At 61.3% G+C, this 14,779-nt stretch carries 12 protein-coding genes and 2 pseudogenes; 13 read left to right on the top strand and 1 reads right to left on the bottom strand.

Features of this window, described 5'->3' with window-relative positions:
• The first annotated feature begins 40 nt into the window (after nt 1-40).
• The 13 genes and pseudogenes from NKH04_RS26025 to nolL all read left to right on the top strand — a co-directional run bounded on the left by NKH04_RS26025 (nt 41) and on the right by nolL (nt 13,954).
• Complete coding sequence (locus tag NKH04_RS26025; RefSeq protein ID WP_353045176.1) at nt 41-1,762, top strand: ParB/RepB/Spo0J family partition protein; 1,722 nt, start codon at nt 41-43, stop codon at nt 1,760-1,762.
• Between the two features lie 543 nt (nt 1,763-2,305).
• The gene (locus NKH04_RS26020; RefSeq protein WP_352474126.1) at nt 2,306-2,629 is read left to right on the top strand and encodes a DUF736 domain-containing protein; all 324 of its coding nucleotides are present in this window, start codon (nt 2,306-2,308) and stop codon (nt 2,627-2,629) included.
• Nucleotides 2,630-2,779: 150 nt separating this feature from the next.
• Nucleotides 2,780-3,049 (top strand): helix-turn-helix transcriptional regulator, encoded by a 270-nt coding sequence (locus tag NKH04_RS26015; RefSeq protein ID WP_023679653.1) that lies wholly within the window; start codon nt 2,780-2,782, stop codon nt 3,047-3,049.
• Nucleotides 3,046-3,594, top strand: a complete 549-nt coding sequence (lepB, locus tag NKH04_RS26010) for a signal peptidase I (protein WP_353045175.1) — start codon at nt 3,046-3,048, stop codon at nt 3,592-3,594. Before NKH04_RS26015 ends, lepB begins: the two co-directional genes overlap by 4 nt.
• A complete protein-coding gene (locus NKH04_RS26005) occupies nt 3,582-4,268 on the top strand; it encodes a lytic transglycosylase domain-containing protein (RefSeq protein ID WP_353045174.1) in 687 nt (228 codons plus the stop codon). The genes lepB and NKH04_RS26005 overlap by 13 nt, the downstream gene beginning before the upstream one ends.
• Before the next feature lie 201 nt (nt 4,269-4,469).
• A complete protein-coding gene (gene rlxS, locus NKH04_RS26000) occupies nt 4,470-6,440 on the top strand; it encodes a relaxase/mobilization nuclease RlxS (RefSeq protein WP_353045173.1) in 1,971 nt (656 codons plus the stop codon).
• Between the two features lie 378 nt (nt 6,441-6,818).
• A complete protein-coding gene (locus tag NKH04_RS25995) occupies nt 6,819-7,055 on the top strand; it encodes a multiubiquitin domain-containing protein (RefSeq protein ID WP_023724123.1) in 237 nt (78 codons plus the stop codon).
• Nucleotides 7,055-7,432 carry an E2/UBC family protein gene (locus NKH04_RS25990; protein WP_023800976.1) on the top strand — a complete coding sequence of 126 codons (378 nt, stop codon included), beginning with the start codon at nt 7,055-7,057 and terminating at the stop codon, nt 7,430-7,432. Before NKH04_RS25995 ends, NKH04_RS25990 begins: the two co-directional genes overlap by 1 nt.
• Nucleotides 7,429-8,784, top strand: coding sequence for a ThiF family adenylyltransferase (locus NKH04_RS25985; RefSeq protein ID WP_352484170.1), 1,356 nt, complete (start codon nt 7,429-7,431; stop codon nt 8,782-8,784). The genes NKH04_RS25990 and NKH04_RS25985 overlap by 4 nt, the downstream gene beginning before the upstream one ends.
• Nucleotides 8,774-10,276 (top strand): phosphotransferase, encoded by a 1,503-nt coding sequence (locus NKH04_RS25980; protein WP_352748064.1) that lies wholly within the window; start codon nt 8,774-8,776, stop codon nt 10,274-10,276. Before NKH04_RS25985 ends, NKH04_RS25980 begins: the two co-directional genes overlap by 11 nt.
• 17 nt (nt 10,277-10,293) lie before the next feature.
• Nucleotides 10,294-10,842: a ubiquitination-like system serine protease family protein gene (locus tag NKH04_RS25975; protein ID WP_352484172.1), complete on the top strand. Its 549-nt coding sequence runs from the start codon at nt 10,294-10,296 to the stop codon at nt 10,840-10,842.
• Nucleotides 10,843-11,094: 252 nt separating this feature from the next.
• Nucleotides 11,095-11,328, top strand: a complete 234-nt coding sequence (locus NKH04_RS25970) for a hypothetical protein (protein WP_353045172.1) — start codon at nt 11,095-11,097, stop codon at nt 11,326-11,328.
• Nucleotides 11,329-12,881: 1,553 nt separating this feature from the next.
• A pseudogene (gene nolL / locus NKH04_RS25965) lies at nt 12,882-13,954 on the top strand (nodulation factor fucose acetyltransferase NolL).
• 9 nt (nt 13,955-13,963) lie between these two features.
• Here the strand turns inward: nolL and NKH04_RS25960 are convergent.
• Nucleotides 13,964-14,212 (bottom strand): annotated as a pseudogene (locus tag NKH04_RS25960) (hypothetical protein); the annotation flags it as partial.
• Nucleotides 14,213-14,779: the final 567 nt, after the last annotated feature.

Raw genomic sequence — 14,779 nt, 5'->3', positions numbered from 1 at the left:
CGGCGGGGACAACCTCAACCAAAGCGAAAGGAGAGTAACCATGCAGCTTGCCCACATTCCCTTGGATCAGCTCAACATTTGCGCGCTCAACATGCGCCATGGAAAACGCGCGCCCGACATATCCGACATCCTGCCCTCCGTGCGTGCGCGCGGCGTGCTGGTGCCTCTCCTTGTGCGGCCGAACGGCCAGCCGGAAACCTTCGAGATCGTCGCCGGCAGGCGGCGCTATTTCGCCGCGAAATCGCTTGCCGACGAGCGCGGCGAAGGCGATCCCTTGCCCTGCGCCATCATGGAGGACGGTGACGACGCCGATGCGCTGGAAGCCTCGCTGATCGAAAACCTCGCCCGCCTCGATCCTGACGAAGTATCGCAATGGGAGACGTTTTCGCGGCTCGTCAGGCAAGGCCGCACCGTTCCGGACATCGCTGCGACCTTCGGCATCACTGACCTGAAGGTCAAACGCATTCTGGCGCTTGGCTACCTCTTGCCCAAAATCCGCGAAGCCTATCGGCGCGAGGAGATCGACGCCGAGACGGTGCGCCATCTCACCATGGCGTCCAAGGCGCAGCAGAAGGACTGGCTGGCACTGTCTGCCGATCCCGATCAATACGCGCCGCGTGGCTTTCAATTGAAGCAATGGCTGTTCGGCGGCCAGTCGATTTCCACCAAGGTGGCGCTGTTTGCCATCGACGAATACCCCGGCCTGATCACCTCGGACCTGTTCGGCGAGGACAGCTATTTCGCCGATGCCGACCGGTTCTGGCAAAAGCAGAACGAAGCGATTGCCACCAGACGCGACACCTATCTCAACGACGGCTGGAGCGAGGTGGTGCTGCTGGAGCCGGGCCAGTATTTCCACCCATGGGACCACGAGAAGACCCCGAAGAAGAAGGGCGGCAAGGTCTTCATCGCGGTCACGTATCGCGGCGAGGTCGAGTGTCACGAGGGCTGGCTGTCACACAAGCAAGCCCGCCGCGCCCGCGAGGGCGGCGAGCAAGACGAAACAGCCGCCAAGCCGCCGCGCCCCGAACTCACCGGCCCGATGCAGAACTATGTCGATCTGCATCGCCATGCTGCCGTGCGTGCGGCCATGCTCGACCATCCCGCCGTGGCGCTGCGCCTCGTGGTGGCGCACGCCATCACCGGTTCCGGCTTGTGGCAGGTGCGCCGTGAGCCACAGCGCGCAGCCAACGAGACGGTGACTGCCAGCCTTGCCGGCTGCAAGGCTGAAGCTGCATTCGGCAAAAAGCGGCGCGAAGTGTTGGCCCTGCTCGGATCACCGGATGAGGATGGCGTGGTCGCCGGCGGCAATGGCGACGCCTTTGCCATCGCCGGCGTCTTCGCGCGCCTCTTGGCGCTGTGCGACGACGATGTCATGCGCGTTCTCACCCTTGTCATGGCCGAGACGCTTGCAGCCGGCAGCGCCGTCATCGAGGCGCTCGGCAACCATCTGAACGTCGATATGGGCACATGGTGGCAACCGGACGATGCCTTCTTCGACCTCTTGCGCGACAAGGAAATCGCCAATTCGATGCTGGCCGAGGTCGGCGGCAAGCTTGTTGCCGACGGCAATGTCGCCGAGAAGGTCAAGACGCAAAAGAAGATCATCCGCGACTTCCTGGCGGGCGAGAATGGCCGCCCCAGGGTCGAGAGCTGGTTGCCGCGCTGGATGAAATTCCCGGCCGAAAGCTACACCAGCCGCGGCGGCTTCCGCACCGCCGATCAGTGGACACAAGTGCAGCCGCTGTTCGTGCGCGAATGAACCGATCAGCCTCAAGGGGCGGTTCTCTCGAGTGCCGCCGCTCAGGTCGCGCGCGCGCTCCGGGGCGCGCCGGCTGCCGATTGCGCGTCATGTCGAGCCAGTGCCGCGCCCGAGAAATCCCGACGCCAACTCGCCCCCGTTTCGGCAGCGCTGCACCACGCCGGGTTGCTTGCCGAGGCGCCAGGCGCATGGGGCCAATTGTCCGATCCGGTTACCGACAGAGCCCGCGCAGCCGGCGCCCTGCATCGCCGCCTGTTCGTTGTGCCGCCGATCGCGCCACCTGTCTCCATGTGTCTCAGGGACCATTCCCCTGCGGCTGGCTTGACGACCTATGGGCGGATCCGGCCCGCCCGAAACCCTCGCCAGCAGCTTTTTTCCCCGCCGCCTGCGGCGGCTTCCTCGCGCCGCTTCGCTTCAAAAAAGCTGCCCGCTCGGGTCCTCCGCTATCGCTGCGGCCGTCCCGGTTCCGGCGGTCCGGACGCGCCCATCACGGTCCGCCATCGCAGGGGAATGGTCCCCGGCGAGCACCAAAGGAGACTGAAAATGACCGCGATCGGATACGTCACCAAACAGGAAAACGGCGGCTACAAGGGCCAGCTCAGGACGCTCAGCGTCCGCGCCGACATCGACATCGTGCCCAATCAGGCAAAGAGCGCCGACACCCATCCCGACTTTCGGGTGCTGACGCAAGGGGTCGAAGTAGGGGCCGGCTGGATCCGCACCGGCGAGACCTCCGGCAAGGACTATGTGAGCCTTTCGATTGCCGCCCCGGAGTTCGGCCCGCGCAAGCTCTACGCCAATCTCGGCCGCGCCGCCGGCCAGGATGACGACGACACATACGCCATCATCTGGAACCCGGTCGACTGAACCGCCAGCCTCGAGCCCCGCCCCGCAACCGGCGCGGGGCTCTTTCGGGAGGGGGCGGCGAAAACTCGCCCCCCACTCTTCGCCCGTCCCCAAAACGATCTCGCTCGCCGATCCTCGCCTTCGCTTGTCCGTAACGAAACGAGGATCATCATGGACGACGAAAACGAACGCGCGGCCCGCGCCAAGAAGGGCAGTCCGTTTCTCAACACCGCGCAGGCCGCCTTCTATATCGGGCTGTCCCAGCGCACGCTGGAGAAGATGCGGCTCAAGGGCGGTGGCCCGCAATTCCGTAAGCACGGCCGCTATGTCCGCTATCACATCGACGAGCTCGACGACTGGTCGAAGGGACGCGCGCAGGAGACCAGGCCCGAGGATGCCGGGCATGATTCCGGCTCGGCCGGTGAGGGAGGCCGCTCATGAGCCGGCGTCCCACTATCCGTCTGATCGGCAGCCATCTGCGGCGCGTTCGGGCGCGCAAGACGATCGCCGTGGCCACAATAGGCCTCGGCCTGATCGGCTTCGCCGCTTTCGACAACCCATCGCCCTGGCTGGTCTGGAACGCCTCGGCCAGTGCGCCGGTCGGCCTCTATCGCGTCGCGTCCGGATCGCCGGCTCGTGGCGATCTCGTGCTCGTCCGCCCGCCAAAACCGGTCGCCGATCTCGCCGCCGAACGCTTCTTCCTGCCCAGCAACGTGCCGCTGGTCAAGCGCCTTGCCGCGCTGCCTGGCGAGCATGTCTGCGCCTTCGGCGACGCCATCATCATCGGCGGCGAAATTGTCGCGCGCCGGCTGGCAACCGACACGCAGCACCGTCCGCTGCCTTGGTGGAATGCCTGCCGCAAGCTTGGCCAGGACGAGTTTTTCCTGCTCGGCAACGATAGAAACCGCTCCTTCGACAGCCGCTATTTCGGGCCGGTGCCGGCCGAAAATATTGCCGGGAGGCTCGTGCCGCTATGGACCGAGTAACCCTCCTGATGCTGGGCATGGTCGCGATAGCGCCATGCGCCTGTTCCGCCGCGACCGACGCTCAGCCGGCCGCCATCTCCCGTGGTCCGCAGCTGGCAAGATGGCAGCCCTTGGTAGCCGAAGCAAGCCGGCGATTCAGCATTCCACAGCCCTGGATTTATGCCGTCATGGATGCCGAAAGCCGGGGGCAGACAATGCTGGACGGACGGCCGATCGCCTCACACGCCGGCGCCATTGGCCTCATGCAGGTGATGCCCGGCACCTACGAGGAGATTCGCGCAGAGCTTGGCCTGGGAGCCGATCCGCACGACCCTCGCGACAACATTCTGGCAGGCACTGCCTATCTGCGCGCCATGTATGACCGCTTCGGCTTTCCCGGCCTGTTTGCCGCCTATAACGCTGGGCCGGACCGCTACGAACAGCATTTGCAGCGTGGGCGACCGCTGCCCAGCGAGACGGTTTCGTATCTGGAAGAGCTCAAGGCGGCGGGGATCTCGGCCGCCGACATGGACGCGTTCACCGGCAAATCCCGTTCCGGAAAAGCGCCGGAAATCCCGTCCGGGCAGTCGCTGTTTTTCCTGCGAAACGGTGTTTCCGCGACCGATCCGAATGGCCAAATCGTGGTGCCGCTCGGATCGGAGCGAGCAAGGTCAGGCCGGCCGGATCGCAGGTGAGGGCAGGGGTACCGTGGGTCGGGCGGGGCAGGGAGGCAGGGAGGCAGGGAGGCAGGTCCGCGGAAGGCAAGATAAAGGCATCGCCTCCTGGAGCCGGCGAAGTCTTTGTCTGCACATCGTTTTTCATGGAGGCTGCCTTCAGCGTCAGGAGAGCTGCTGCCGACAAAGCTTTGATTTTGCGCAAGATTACTAGGAGGCTCAATGCGGGATGAAGAGTTCAAGCCGAGCCTGGGCAAAATCGGATCGCGCGGCTCGAAGGCAGGCAAGCGTTTCGCCGGCCAGATCCGCGCCGCGATCAACCGAGCCGGCGGCGGCAGCGGTCGCCGTGGCCGCTTCATCGGAAGCCGGGCGGGGCGCGGCGGGGCTGCTGCCGCCGTTCTCAGAGCGCGCGACCGCCACGCGGCGTTTCGGCAGCGGCGCGCCGTCGTCAAGGCGCGTATCGTCAAGCTGGCCGGCAAGGGTGTTGACGGGGCACGTGCACACCTTCGCTACCTCCAGCGCGACGGCGTCACCCGCGAAGGCGAGCCTGGCGAGCTCTATAGCGCCGACAGCGACCGCGTCGATGGCAAGGCGTTCATCGATCGTGCCGATGGCGACCGGCATCAGTTCCGCTTCATCGTCGCACCTGAAGACGGCATCGAGTATGATGACCTGAAGCCGCTCACGCGGCGCCTCATGGCGCAGATGGAAGAAGACCTCGGCACCAGGCTCGACTGGGTCGCTGTCGATCATTTCAACACTGGTCATCCGCATACCCATATTATCGTCCGCGGCAAGGATGACCGCGGCGAAAATCTTGTCATCGCGCGAGACTACATCTCGTCTGGAATCCGTGAACGGGCGGCCGAGCTGGTCAGCCTCGACCTTGGCCCGAGAACGGACCGCGAGATCGAGCAACGCCTGCGCCAGGAAATGGAGCGGGAACGCTTCACCAGCATCGATCGGCAGCTGCTCCGCATGCGCGACCATGAGGGGCATGTCTCATCGGCCAGCCGAGACACGTTTCGCCAGACGCTGCACCAGGGCCGCCTGCGCAAGCTCGAGCGGATGGGTCTGGCTGAGGAAGTCGGCTCGGGCCGCTGGCGCCTTGATGGCGAGCTTGAAGCGACGCTGCGCCGCATCGGCGAGCGGGGCGACATCATCAAGACCATGCACCGCGAACTGACCGGCAAGGGGCTCGCCCGCAGTGCCGCCGACTATGTCGTCCATGATCGATCTGCAGAGCAGATGCAGCCTGTCGTCGGCCGCATCGTTGCGCGCGGCCTGGCCGACGAAATCACTGACCGCCATTACCTCGTCGTCGACGGCGTGGACGGCAAAAGCCACTATGTTGATATCGGCAAAGGCGAGGCCACCCAACCGACGCCAGAGGGCTGCATAGTGCGGGTCACGCCGAGCGACACCGGGCCAAGGCGAGTCGACCGCACAATTGCCGAGATCGCCACAGCCCATGACGGGCGCTACAGCATCGATATCCATCTCAAGCATGACCCGTCGGCCACCGAACGCTTTGCCGAAACGCACGTGCGGCGACTGGAGGCGATCCGCCGGGCGACCGGTCGTGTCGAGCGCGAGCCGGACGGTACATGGACTATCGCGCCGGACCATCTCGACCGCGTCGCGGGCTACGAGCGTCAGCGAGCGAGGGCCGAGCCTGTTGTCGTCGACAAGCTCTCGTCAATGCTGCTGGAGAGCCAAGTCAGCTTCGACGGCGCCACCTGGATCGACCAGGAGCTCGTATCAGCTCATCCTGAGCCCTTGCGTGACTCTGGCTTCGGTCGCGAAGTACGTCAGGTCCAGGCCCGTCGACAGCAGTGGCTGATCGCGCAAGGTCTCGCGGATGAAGCGCAGGATCGGGTCATCTATCGCGCGAACATGCTTTCGATGCTGCGCCAACGCGAGTTGAACCGCGTGGCCGGCCAGTTGTCGAACGAACTCGGTCTGTCCTATTCTGAAGCCCAGAGTGGAGATCGAATAGACGGCACGCTCCGCCGCTCCGTCGAGCTCGCCGGCGGAAAATACGCTGTCATCGAGAAATCGCGCGAGTTCACGCTGGTGCTATGGCGGCCGGTGCTTGAGCATCATATCGGCAAGGAGGTTTCCGGCGTGGTGCGTGCGGAGGGGATTTCATGGACCATCGGCCGGCAGAGAAGCGGACCAAGCATTTCGTGAAGGCCGCAGCGGCACCAAATACGCTGTTCAAACATAACTAAGGCGACCGCCCGCAGACGCACGATCGCCCATCGCGTGTGATACGATCGCGGTTCCTTGTTGAACTCGAGAGGACCGGGCGCAAGGAAGCCTCGCAGGCGTGCGAAATGCCGGACCGGATTTGAATGCCGTGGCAGCATCATTATCAACGAAATGGGGGTGAAAAAATGTGAGGCTGTTCCTACATAGGAGGTGTCAATGCGGGGTGCTCGTCGGCGGTGGGGGAACTTGATTCCGCCTTCTGCGATCACTCCTTTCACGATAAAAGCGAGGCAGCGGCTCTGATTCTCTTTGAATGCCGAGGCTGCTCTTTTTCGGGTTCATTTTGCAGAGGGAACAATGGCCAAAGAAGATCATCCGAAATTTTCCATCAATATTGATGGGGTCCATATCGAAGCGACAAGCGAAAGCATGACCGGTGCGGAGCTGAAGCAGCTCGCCGGCAAGGACCAGCAATATCAGTTGTTCCTCGAGGGGCACGGCCATGATGCCGATCGGCAGATTGGGGACAATGAGGCCGTTACGCTCAAGAACGGAATGCACTTCTACACTGTTCCTCCGGCGACGTTTGGCTAATGTCGATCCTCGAACGTCACTTCCAGGATATCAGCAAAAAGCACCCTAACGCGACCCTTGAGCTCCAGTCCGGAGGTACGGCAGTGGTCAGCATGCCGGCTGTGCAACTTCCAAAGGGCTGGAACCGCGCCGAGGTTGGCATAAAGTTTGTGGTGCCTGCGGGCTATCCGCAGGCTGCGCCCGATTGCTTCTGGGCCGAGCCGGCGCTCGCCCTCGAACACGGTGGAACCCCACAAAACACAGGGCAACAGGCCACCCCGGGAGTTCCCTCGGAGTGGCTATGGTTTTCCTGGCATCCGTCTACCTGGAAGCCCAACAGCGACAATCTGCTTACCTATTTGAATGTGATCCGGCGGCGCCTGGGCGAGGCGCGATGAACCGTCTGATGTTCCGGGGTGGAGAATGGACGGCTCTTCGCGATGACCTTATCGCGCCTGCCCCCCTTGAATCTGCTGCTGCGTTGATCGTTGGCGGTGGTCATTTCGAAGGCGGGATGAGGTTGATCGTTAGAGAGATCATTCGCCCGGCTCCGGACGACTATATCGCCCGCAGCCCGATAGAAGTCTCATTGACTCCCATGTTCCTGTCGCGCGTGCTCAAACGCGCGCGTCTGAAGCGAGCGGGCGTAATTCTTGCGCATTCGCATCCTGTGCAACGCAGACTGGCGTTCTCATCGGTCGACGACGCAGCGCAGCAACTCTTGGCTCCGGTGCTGCATTTTCGGTGCCCGCAAGGGCCGCATGGATTCTTGATCGCCGGGCCGACGGGATTTCGTGGCCGCCTCTTCGATATCAAAGGCGAGACCACATTCACCATCGATCGGATACAGGAAATCGGGCGCAGTGTTCGATCTCATCCAACTGAGACTGACGCGGAAGATCCGGCCCCATTGCCGGAAGTGTTCGACCGCAATGTGCGAGCATTCGGCGCCGCAGGGCAGCGAATTCTCAACGATCTCACCGTGGCGGTCGTCGGCGTAGGCGGCACCGGTTCAGTGGTCGTTGAGGAACTCGCCCGGCTGGGCGTTGGTCGGCTGCACTTGATTGATCCTGAACAGGTCGAGCGAACCAACCTCAACCGATTGATGGGGGCCGAGCAGAAGGACGTTGACCGACCAAAGGTCGCAGTGGCCTCCGAAGCGTCGCAACGCGCGAAACGCGACATCGAGGTTATGACCTTACCGGAATCCGTTATTGACGAGCCCGTGGCCAGGACGTTGCTCGACGGCGATTTTGTCATGTGTTGCACGGATTCGCACGGCAGCCGCGCCGTCCTCAATCAGATCGCCTATCAATATCGTTTGCCAATGATCGACGTTGGAGTGCGCATCGACGCCCGGGAGGGTGTCGTCGCCGCGATGTCGACTAGGGTCCAAATGCTTGCCGAGTCGCTGGCCTGCCTTAACTGCCATTCCCTTCTCGATCCCGCCTCAGTGAGACGCGATCTTCTCGCCGATTCACGCTCCGATCCGTATTTCGTCGGCCATTTCGAGCCGCAGCCGGCCGTGATCTCCCTTAACGCAGCAACCTCTTCCATGGCCGTCTCGATGTTCCTTTCGGCAGTGACCGGGTTCCCTGGGGAGGCGCGGCATCTTGTTGGGCGGCCCATTGAAGGATCGGTGCGGCCTGTCAGTTCAAGGTCAGATCCGACCTGCGTTGTATGTGCTCAGGACAATGCCTTGGCCAAAGGAGACAGTTGGCCCATGATTTGGCGCCAACATGAAAGCTGAAGAGCGCACGACCGTTTTGGTTGACGGAGGTTCCGTGAACCCGACGCCTTTCTCCGCCCGGCGACTTGCCGTGAAGCCGCTCGTGTCGCTTTCTGATCTTGATGACGGAGGCGCCCGGGCGTTGATCGTGCTCGCCGGTGCCCTGCCGTCGGACGAGGGCCGATTGGATTTGGTCAAGCGTCTTCGACGCCTCGCTGCTTCGTCCGCACAGCGCGGCATACTCGTCATTGTCGTTACGAAACGGGGCGAGGAAGCGATTGGACATTCGGTGGCGCGTTCAGGCGCAGGCGTGTTGGCGCAGTGGCAAGAGCATACCGGTGTCGTGCTGCGGCAGCTCGCAGTGCTTCCAGACTCTGACTGGGATAACATTGCCGAGACCTGCGCACGATGCCGGTGCGGCCCTTCCCTGAACAGCAGCCTGGCGATCCGGGACAAAAATGGGAATGAGCTGCCGACGCCTCTGCTACCCGAACTGGAGCTTCTGTTCCGTCGCGCGTTTCACGACTACTCGGGCATCCTTATTTCCGAGGAGAATGGTGGCAAATCTTCTTCGTCCGTCTGGAAGGTCGAGACGGAAGGCCTGGAGCAGCACACACCTTTCATCGTCAAGTCAGGCCCCGCGGCGGTGATGGAAGAACACATTAACACGTACAGGGACGTGGTCGCTGACCGCGTGCCATATCGCGGATGCGCCCCTTTGTGCCTGGATCGTTGCGTTGTGGGATCTGAGCACCAGCTTGCGGTCTCCCGCTTCGTCGAGAATGCCATCCGCCTGGACAAGGTTGTGATCAACCGCGATGTGAAAGAGGTCATCCAGGCGATCTATCGAACTGTGTTGGGTCGTTGGCGAAAAGACCCCGAAAGAAAGAGACTAGACCTTCTGCAGGAGTTTCTACCTGCGGCACGGCATGACGCATATCTAAAAGGCCTTGAGCGCACCTACGACAAATTGACCAAGGACAGTTACGCTGGCGCTTCGCCACGAAGCTTTTTTGTTCGTCTCGCTGGACTGCAGGCTGAGCAGCATCCGGTGTGTCGAGCTCACGACGACCTCAATTTGCGCAACGTGTTCGTCTGCGGCGGCGATGCGGAAGCGGTTCTGATCGACTTCACGCGGGCAGCTCGACGTCCTTTGTCCCACGACGTCGCCCGCTTGGAAATCGGGCTTGCGTTCGACGCGGAGTTGCAGGCTGATCAACCGCTGCCCGAACAAGTGCTCGAAGATTTTTACTCCGGAGATCTCTTCGCCATGTCGCTTAAACATCTCCTGCAAGGCAAAAAGGCCCAGTATCGGCTCAACGCGATCGTGGCGTTGCGTACAACCATCCTCGAAGAAGGTCAGTCCCATTCGTTCGATCTGAGGCGCGAGTATACAATCGCGATCTGCGTCGGGCTGCTCTATTATGCCAAAGGCAAAAGCCCGGATGCGGCCATTGCTTACAAGTGCGCGGTGGACCTTCTGGATCGCGTGACAAATCCTTCGCTCTGGTAGGTCGGGAGTTCGGTTGGGTGCTCAAGAAAACGCACGCGGTACAGTTCAAGGGCACGGTTGAACGTCAGTCCGAAGCCATCGAGCAGGTGGATAACCCGGGAGACGTTTCACTTGTGGAGCGCGGAGCTCCGCGGTCCCTTGTCATGAGATGCCCCGATGGATGCGGAGACATACTGACGGTTAACCTCGACCGTCGTGCCGGGCCGGCCTGGCGCCTTTATCAACGCGAGGGCGGGTTGACCCTTTTTCCTTCTGTGTGGCGAGACACTGGATGCGGGGCACACTTCATCGTCTGGGACAATGTCATCCATTGGACCAACGATGCCTGGATCCTGCGGCGCAATTCATCACTCGAACGTGCTGTCGAAGGTCGACTCACTGACGAGCTGGCGAGCTTTGTTGATATTGCAGCAGCGGTGGATGAAGTGCCTTGGTCGGTTCTCGACGCATGCCGGTCATTGGTCAACTCGGGGATCGCTGTCGAAGGAACCGGCGCCGAGCGGTCCAGCTTCCGCCTGGCGAGTGATAGCGTCCAAACCTCACGGGCCAGGAACAGGCATTGGTAATCAGCCGCGCGACCGGCGGCCTAGAGTGAGAGTCGGACTTATTGGATCATCTCAGCAGCGTGGCGGACCCTCGATCGTCAGCTTGCCAAGGCTGAACCTGTGATCGTCTGCAAGTTATCTTCAGGACCGCTGGAGGTAGATCAGCTCGCGGCGGCGCTTGATCGCCACCATGTGCAAGCAAGTCCTGGGCGTTGTGCAGTAAGAGGGTATCCTGGAACACCTGTCGACAAGGAGCCGCCCGAGCGTTTCGTAATGGCGGTCACGGCGTGGAAGAAGGTACTGCACGTCTCACAGAAGAATCTTGTCATCTCGCGAGACAACATCTCGTCTGGAATCCGTGAACGGGCGGCCGAGCTCAACCTCGCTGCGGTGGGGAAGATTTCGGTCGTCGCCCGCGACGACGAGGCGGTCAGCGACCTGGCCAGACGAGCTTCGGCAGCTTTCCGCTGCGGCATGGTGACCGGCGCGATCATGGCCGCCGAATGAGATCGCTTCGAACGCACCGTCGGATGCTGGCTCGCCGACGCTTTACTGGCGCAGCGCCTGGGTTGGGGCCATGCGGTGCCGCTACTGGGCACCGAGGCAGCTTTGGGCATGAGACCCGATCAATCGCGCCGGGCCGCGACGGTCATTGCGGCATCTGGAGTCGAGGCCGGGTCAGACCGGGGGAAAACCTGCTCGTTGCGTAGGAGCCCGGCGTTGCGCGCCGTCGATCTTTCCGCCCAACTCGGCGCCGCGCGGACCGGGGCTTGCCATTGCCCCGAAACTGAGGCAAGGCGACGGACCCGCCCTGCGTATACCGACGCCGTACACGCCCCCGTCGGCGAGCGAACCGTGGACCTCACACAATCTGAGGTGCTGGTGACGATGTGCATCGCCTACTTCCATCCGCACTCCACCCACGAGCTCACCCGCGCGCCCGCGGTGCTGCGAACCCGCCGACGAATATTTGGCAGAAGCCGGAGTGGGCGCTCAGCCGCGACGATTTTTTTGGCCTTGACCGGGCCGGGCGGCGCGACCCGAGCGTCGGGACAAAAACCGCAAAGGCGGAGGGCACCGGCCCGGTTGAGGCCGAGGCCATGATGATGTGAGACGATCTCCTAGGAAGAATTTGGCCAGATCGATGTTGTCCTGACGCGCTCATCGAAGATTCTGGGCGGCGCCGACGTGGCTGCTGAAGGGAGAACACTCACTCCGTGACCGGCCGGACCTGACTACGATGTCATTTGGAGTAAGAAGAACGACGGCCCGAATGGCGAAGATGCGCGATTCGGCCGGCTGTCCTGCGCGCCTGGAGCCGGCAGTTTACAACGGAATTGCGCAGGCCGCTTAAGCTGTCCGGAGGTGATCGCAAACGCCGCAAGATCGGCCAGTGCGGATCCTCCAAGCTGCGCAGCACGTCGTGAGATGTTGCGCCTCGGACGGATGACACTTTAAGTCCGGCGGATCTCCACCCAGTCGCCGCGCAGGTCGAACCCCAGCGACTTTGTCTCGAAAAGTGCTGCACCGCGGGAATTGCCGCCTCATCCATACACTGCAAGAGTCGCGAAAGGGACGGTGACCCGCCGAAGCATGTCTTTGTGGCAGCCGCAGGCGCCTGATGCCCATGTATCCATCGTGCGAATGCGTTCGATTTTACCGATTACCGAGAATAGCAGATAGGAAAAGTCAGCCCGAGGAACAGGCCTACCGAGCGAGCTGCCTCTCGCTTTTCTTGAGGGAGGCTTATGGACCGACCGGCGCCGCATGACCATTCGAAACCAATCGAAGTTGGCCGGTGCCAGTCCTGAGTTCCGGTTGATCTACATTCCAGCCGGCGGCACGGCCGCGGTTGAGGTGATGGGACGAAGTTCAATGACAATTTTCCGGCCTTCTAGCCCAGAACAGGCCTGGTCCGCTTCTGTCGTGCTGCGGCCCTGCATCCTCTCCATACCGGCTGCATTGACGTGCGAGAATCCAGAATGGGAATCCAAAGATGCCATGCGTGAACCACTCCAGAACCAAGCGGGATCAATAACAAGCTATCGGCTGGAGGTCTGATGGATCATCACATAACAGTCGGTTCGAAGGGGCGCGACTCGCGCCAAGACGGGACAAAGGTCAGAGATCTAGGCTTCGATTTCCCCAAAGGCGTACTAATTATCTTGGTGATAATTGGGCATTTGTACAATATGTTATTTATCGAGGCACTGACGACTTTTGGCTTTCCCCCTATTTTAAGTCGATATACATGTTTCACATGCCTCTGTTTATGGCAATAAGTGGATATCTTTCTTCGGGAGCGATTCTGCGCAAATCGTTCCCTCAAGGTGTCATTGATCGAGCAAGGCAGCTTGTGTTGCCCATGTTTTTTTGGTGTGCTTTGATTTGGATTTCGAAGGCCGCCTTGATGTCTTCAACGACCAGTGTAAGCGGCGGAATGTTGGATTTCCTTAGGGAGTTCATTGGCACATACTGGTTCATCTGGGCAGCTTTCGCGTCCTTCGTCCTTATTAAGTTGCTCACGACTTTCAATGGCTCATCGGTGTGGATCATAGGCGCATCTGCAATTGCGATCGCATTCGCGCCCGTCCCGTGGTCAATAACCCCGTTGGTACGATACACATACCCGTTCTTTTGTTTGGGGTTCTTGTTTGCGCAGCCAATCGGATGGCAGGCAGCTAGCATCAGGCGCCACAAGGCTATTTTTGTGGTGTTACTTTCGATGGCTGCGTTCATGTGCTTTCTTGTTTGGGGAAAGGAGACGTACGTCTACAACAATCTCGTTTTGATCTACGATGCACAGTCGGCCAAACAAGTGTTGCTGATGTTCGATGGCTCGGTAGCAAGTTCTGCAGTGGCGATGCAGCTCATATTCCTATGCTGGAGAGTTGGCTGTTCAACTCGCGTAGCTCACTTTGTGGCGGTGGAGCTTGGTCAGAGCACACTGCTGCTTTACCTGCTTCAGGGTGCCGTGTTTCGCTTCATGGATCTAATACGGTTCGGAGAACTTTGGGATCTCACGAGCAGAATTGGGGTCGCCACTTTGCTTGGTGCGGCGATTGTTGTCACAGCGATGACAATTCGCAGGATTGTGCGCCACCTTGGATATGTGTCGCGGAGCTATGCTTAATTTATGATGTGACTGCCGACAGTTGGCATTGAAGTCATTGGCGAGCCATGCCGGCGTGGCATTCCCCTCACGGATCACTTGATCCGCCGCCCGAAGTAAGGCGTGCCTGTAGGCCGGGATCGGTCCCGAATGCTCGTAGGACGGCAATTCGCTCGGGAGCCCGATCAGATTTGAAGCTCCGCGACCGTCTGGCGCCGACCGCAGCCAATCAAAGGGCGTCTGACCGATCGTCGCGTCCATCTCCAGAAGCCCGCCTAGCAGGTTGTGGCCATTGCTGTGGCAATGCAGCAGTCCTGGATGGCTGCATCAAATAAATCCAAGATGCCCCGGGTTCGCTTCCACCGCACCACCGGGACCTTCGCTGCAGCTAAATGCAGAAAATCCAGGCGCGCGCTGAAGCATCGTGAAAAATTCATGGATTATGTCAGCTGGTAAAATGACCCGATTCAATTTCAGTCGATCAATCAGCGCCCTTCGTCGGGGGCTGTCGGTCCGCATCGCGCCTGACGGCGGCGCTATGCTGGTGCTCCTACGGCCGCCCTGTTGAACCGCTTTCTCCAGCACCGAACTGAATTGGTCCCGCTGGCGGACATTTCGATGCTTCCGCCTTGTAGGGCTTCTTTGTTGCGGCCGCCTCTGCGGCACGGCTGCGCCGACGTGAACGTGCTTGGCGGCACGTTTTGTCAGGGAGGGGAAAGAGGCGCGCGGCCCTCTCCCTGCAAGCCGCCGCTGGCGGATTCCTCCGTCTGCCCGCTTCGCTCCGTGCAGACCGGGGAGACCCCTCCGCCCCCCTTGCTCCCCGCTGCTCGCCGCGATGCAGGGGGA

Source organism: Mesorhizobium sp. M1365 (genome assembly GCF_040317865.1).
Taxonomy (GTDB): domain Bacteria; phylum Pseudomonadota; class Alphaproteobacteria; order Rhizobiales; family Rhizobiaceae; genus Mesorhizobium.
Note: the sequence above shows the minus strand (reverse complement) of the source record. Positions and strands in the feature narration are given on the sequence as shown.

What these genes read in the sequence shown, in the direction of transcription:
- NKH04_RS26005 (WP_353045174.1), top strand. Translation starts at nt 3,582, where the DNA reads ATGGACCGAGTAACCCTCCTGATGCTGGGCATGGTCGCGATAGCGCCA.
- NKH04_RS25985 (WP_352484170.1), top strand. Translation starts at nt 7,429, where the DNA reads ATGAACCGTCTGATGTTCCGGGGTGGAGAATGGACGGCTCTTCGCGAT.
- NKH04_RS25970 (WP_353045172.1), top strand. Translation starts at nt 11,095, where the DNA reads ATGGCGGTCACGGCGTGGAAGAAGGTACTGCACGTCTCACAGAAGAAT.
- NKH04_RS25995 (WP_023724123.1), top strand. Translation starts at nt 6,819, where the DNA reads ATGGCCAAAGAAGATCATCCGAAATTTTCCATCAATATTGATGGGGTC.
- rlxS (WP_353045173.1), top strand. Translation starts at nt 4,470, where the DNA reads ATGCGGGATGAAGAGTTCAAGCCGAGCCTGGGCAAAATCGGATCGCGC.
- NKH04_RS25980 (WP_352748064.1), top strand. Translation starts at nt 8,774, where the DNA reads ATGAAAGCTGAAGAGCGCACGACCGTTTTGGTTGACGGAGGTTCCGTG.
- NKH04_RS26015 (WP_023679653.1), top strand. Translation starts at nt 2,780, where the DNA reads ATGGACGACGAAAACGAACGCGCGGCCCGCGCCAAGAAGGGCAGTCCG.
- NKH04_RS25990 (WP_023800976.1), top strand. Translation starts at nt 7,055, where the DNA reads ATGTCGATCCTCGAACGTCACTTCCAGGATATCAGCAAAAAGCACCCT.
- lepB (WP_353045175.1), top strand. Translation starts at nt 3,046, where the DNA reads ATGAGCCGGCGTCCCACTATCCGTCTGATCGGCAGCCATCTGCGGCGC.
- NKH04_RS26025 (WP_353045176.1), top strand. Translation starts at nt 41, where the DNA reads ATGCAGCTTGCCCACATTCCCTTGGATCAGCTCAACATTTGCGCGCTC.
- NKH04_RS26020 (WP_352474126.1), top strand. Translation starts at nt 2,306, where the DNA reads ATGACCGCGATCGGATACGTCACCAAACAGGAAAACGGCGGCTACAAG.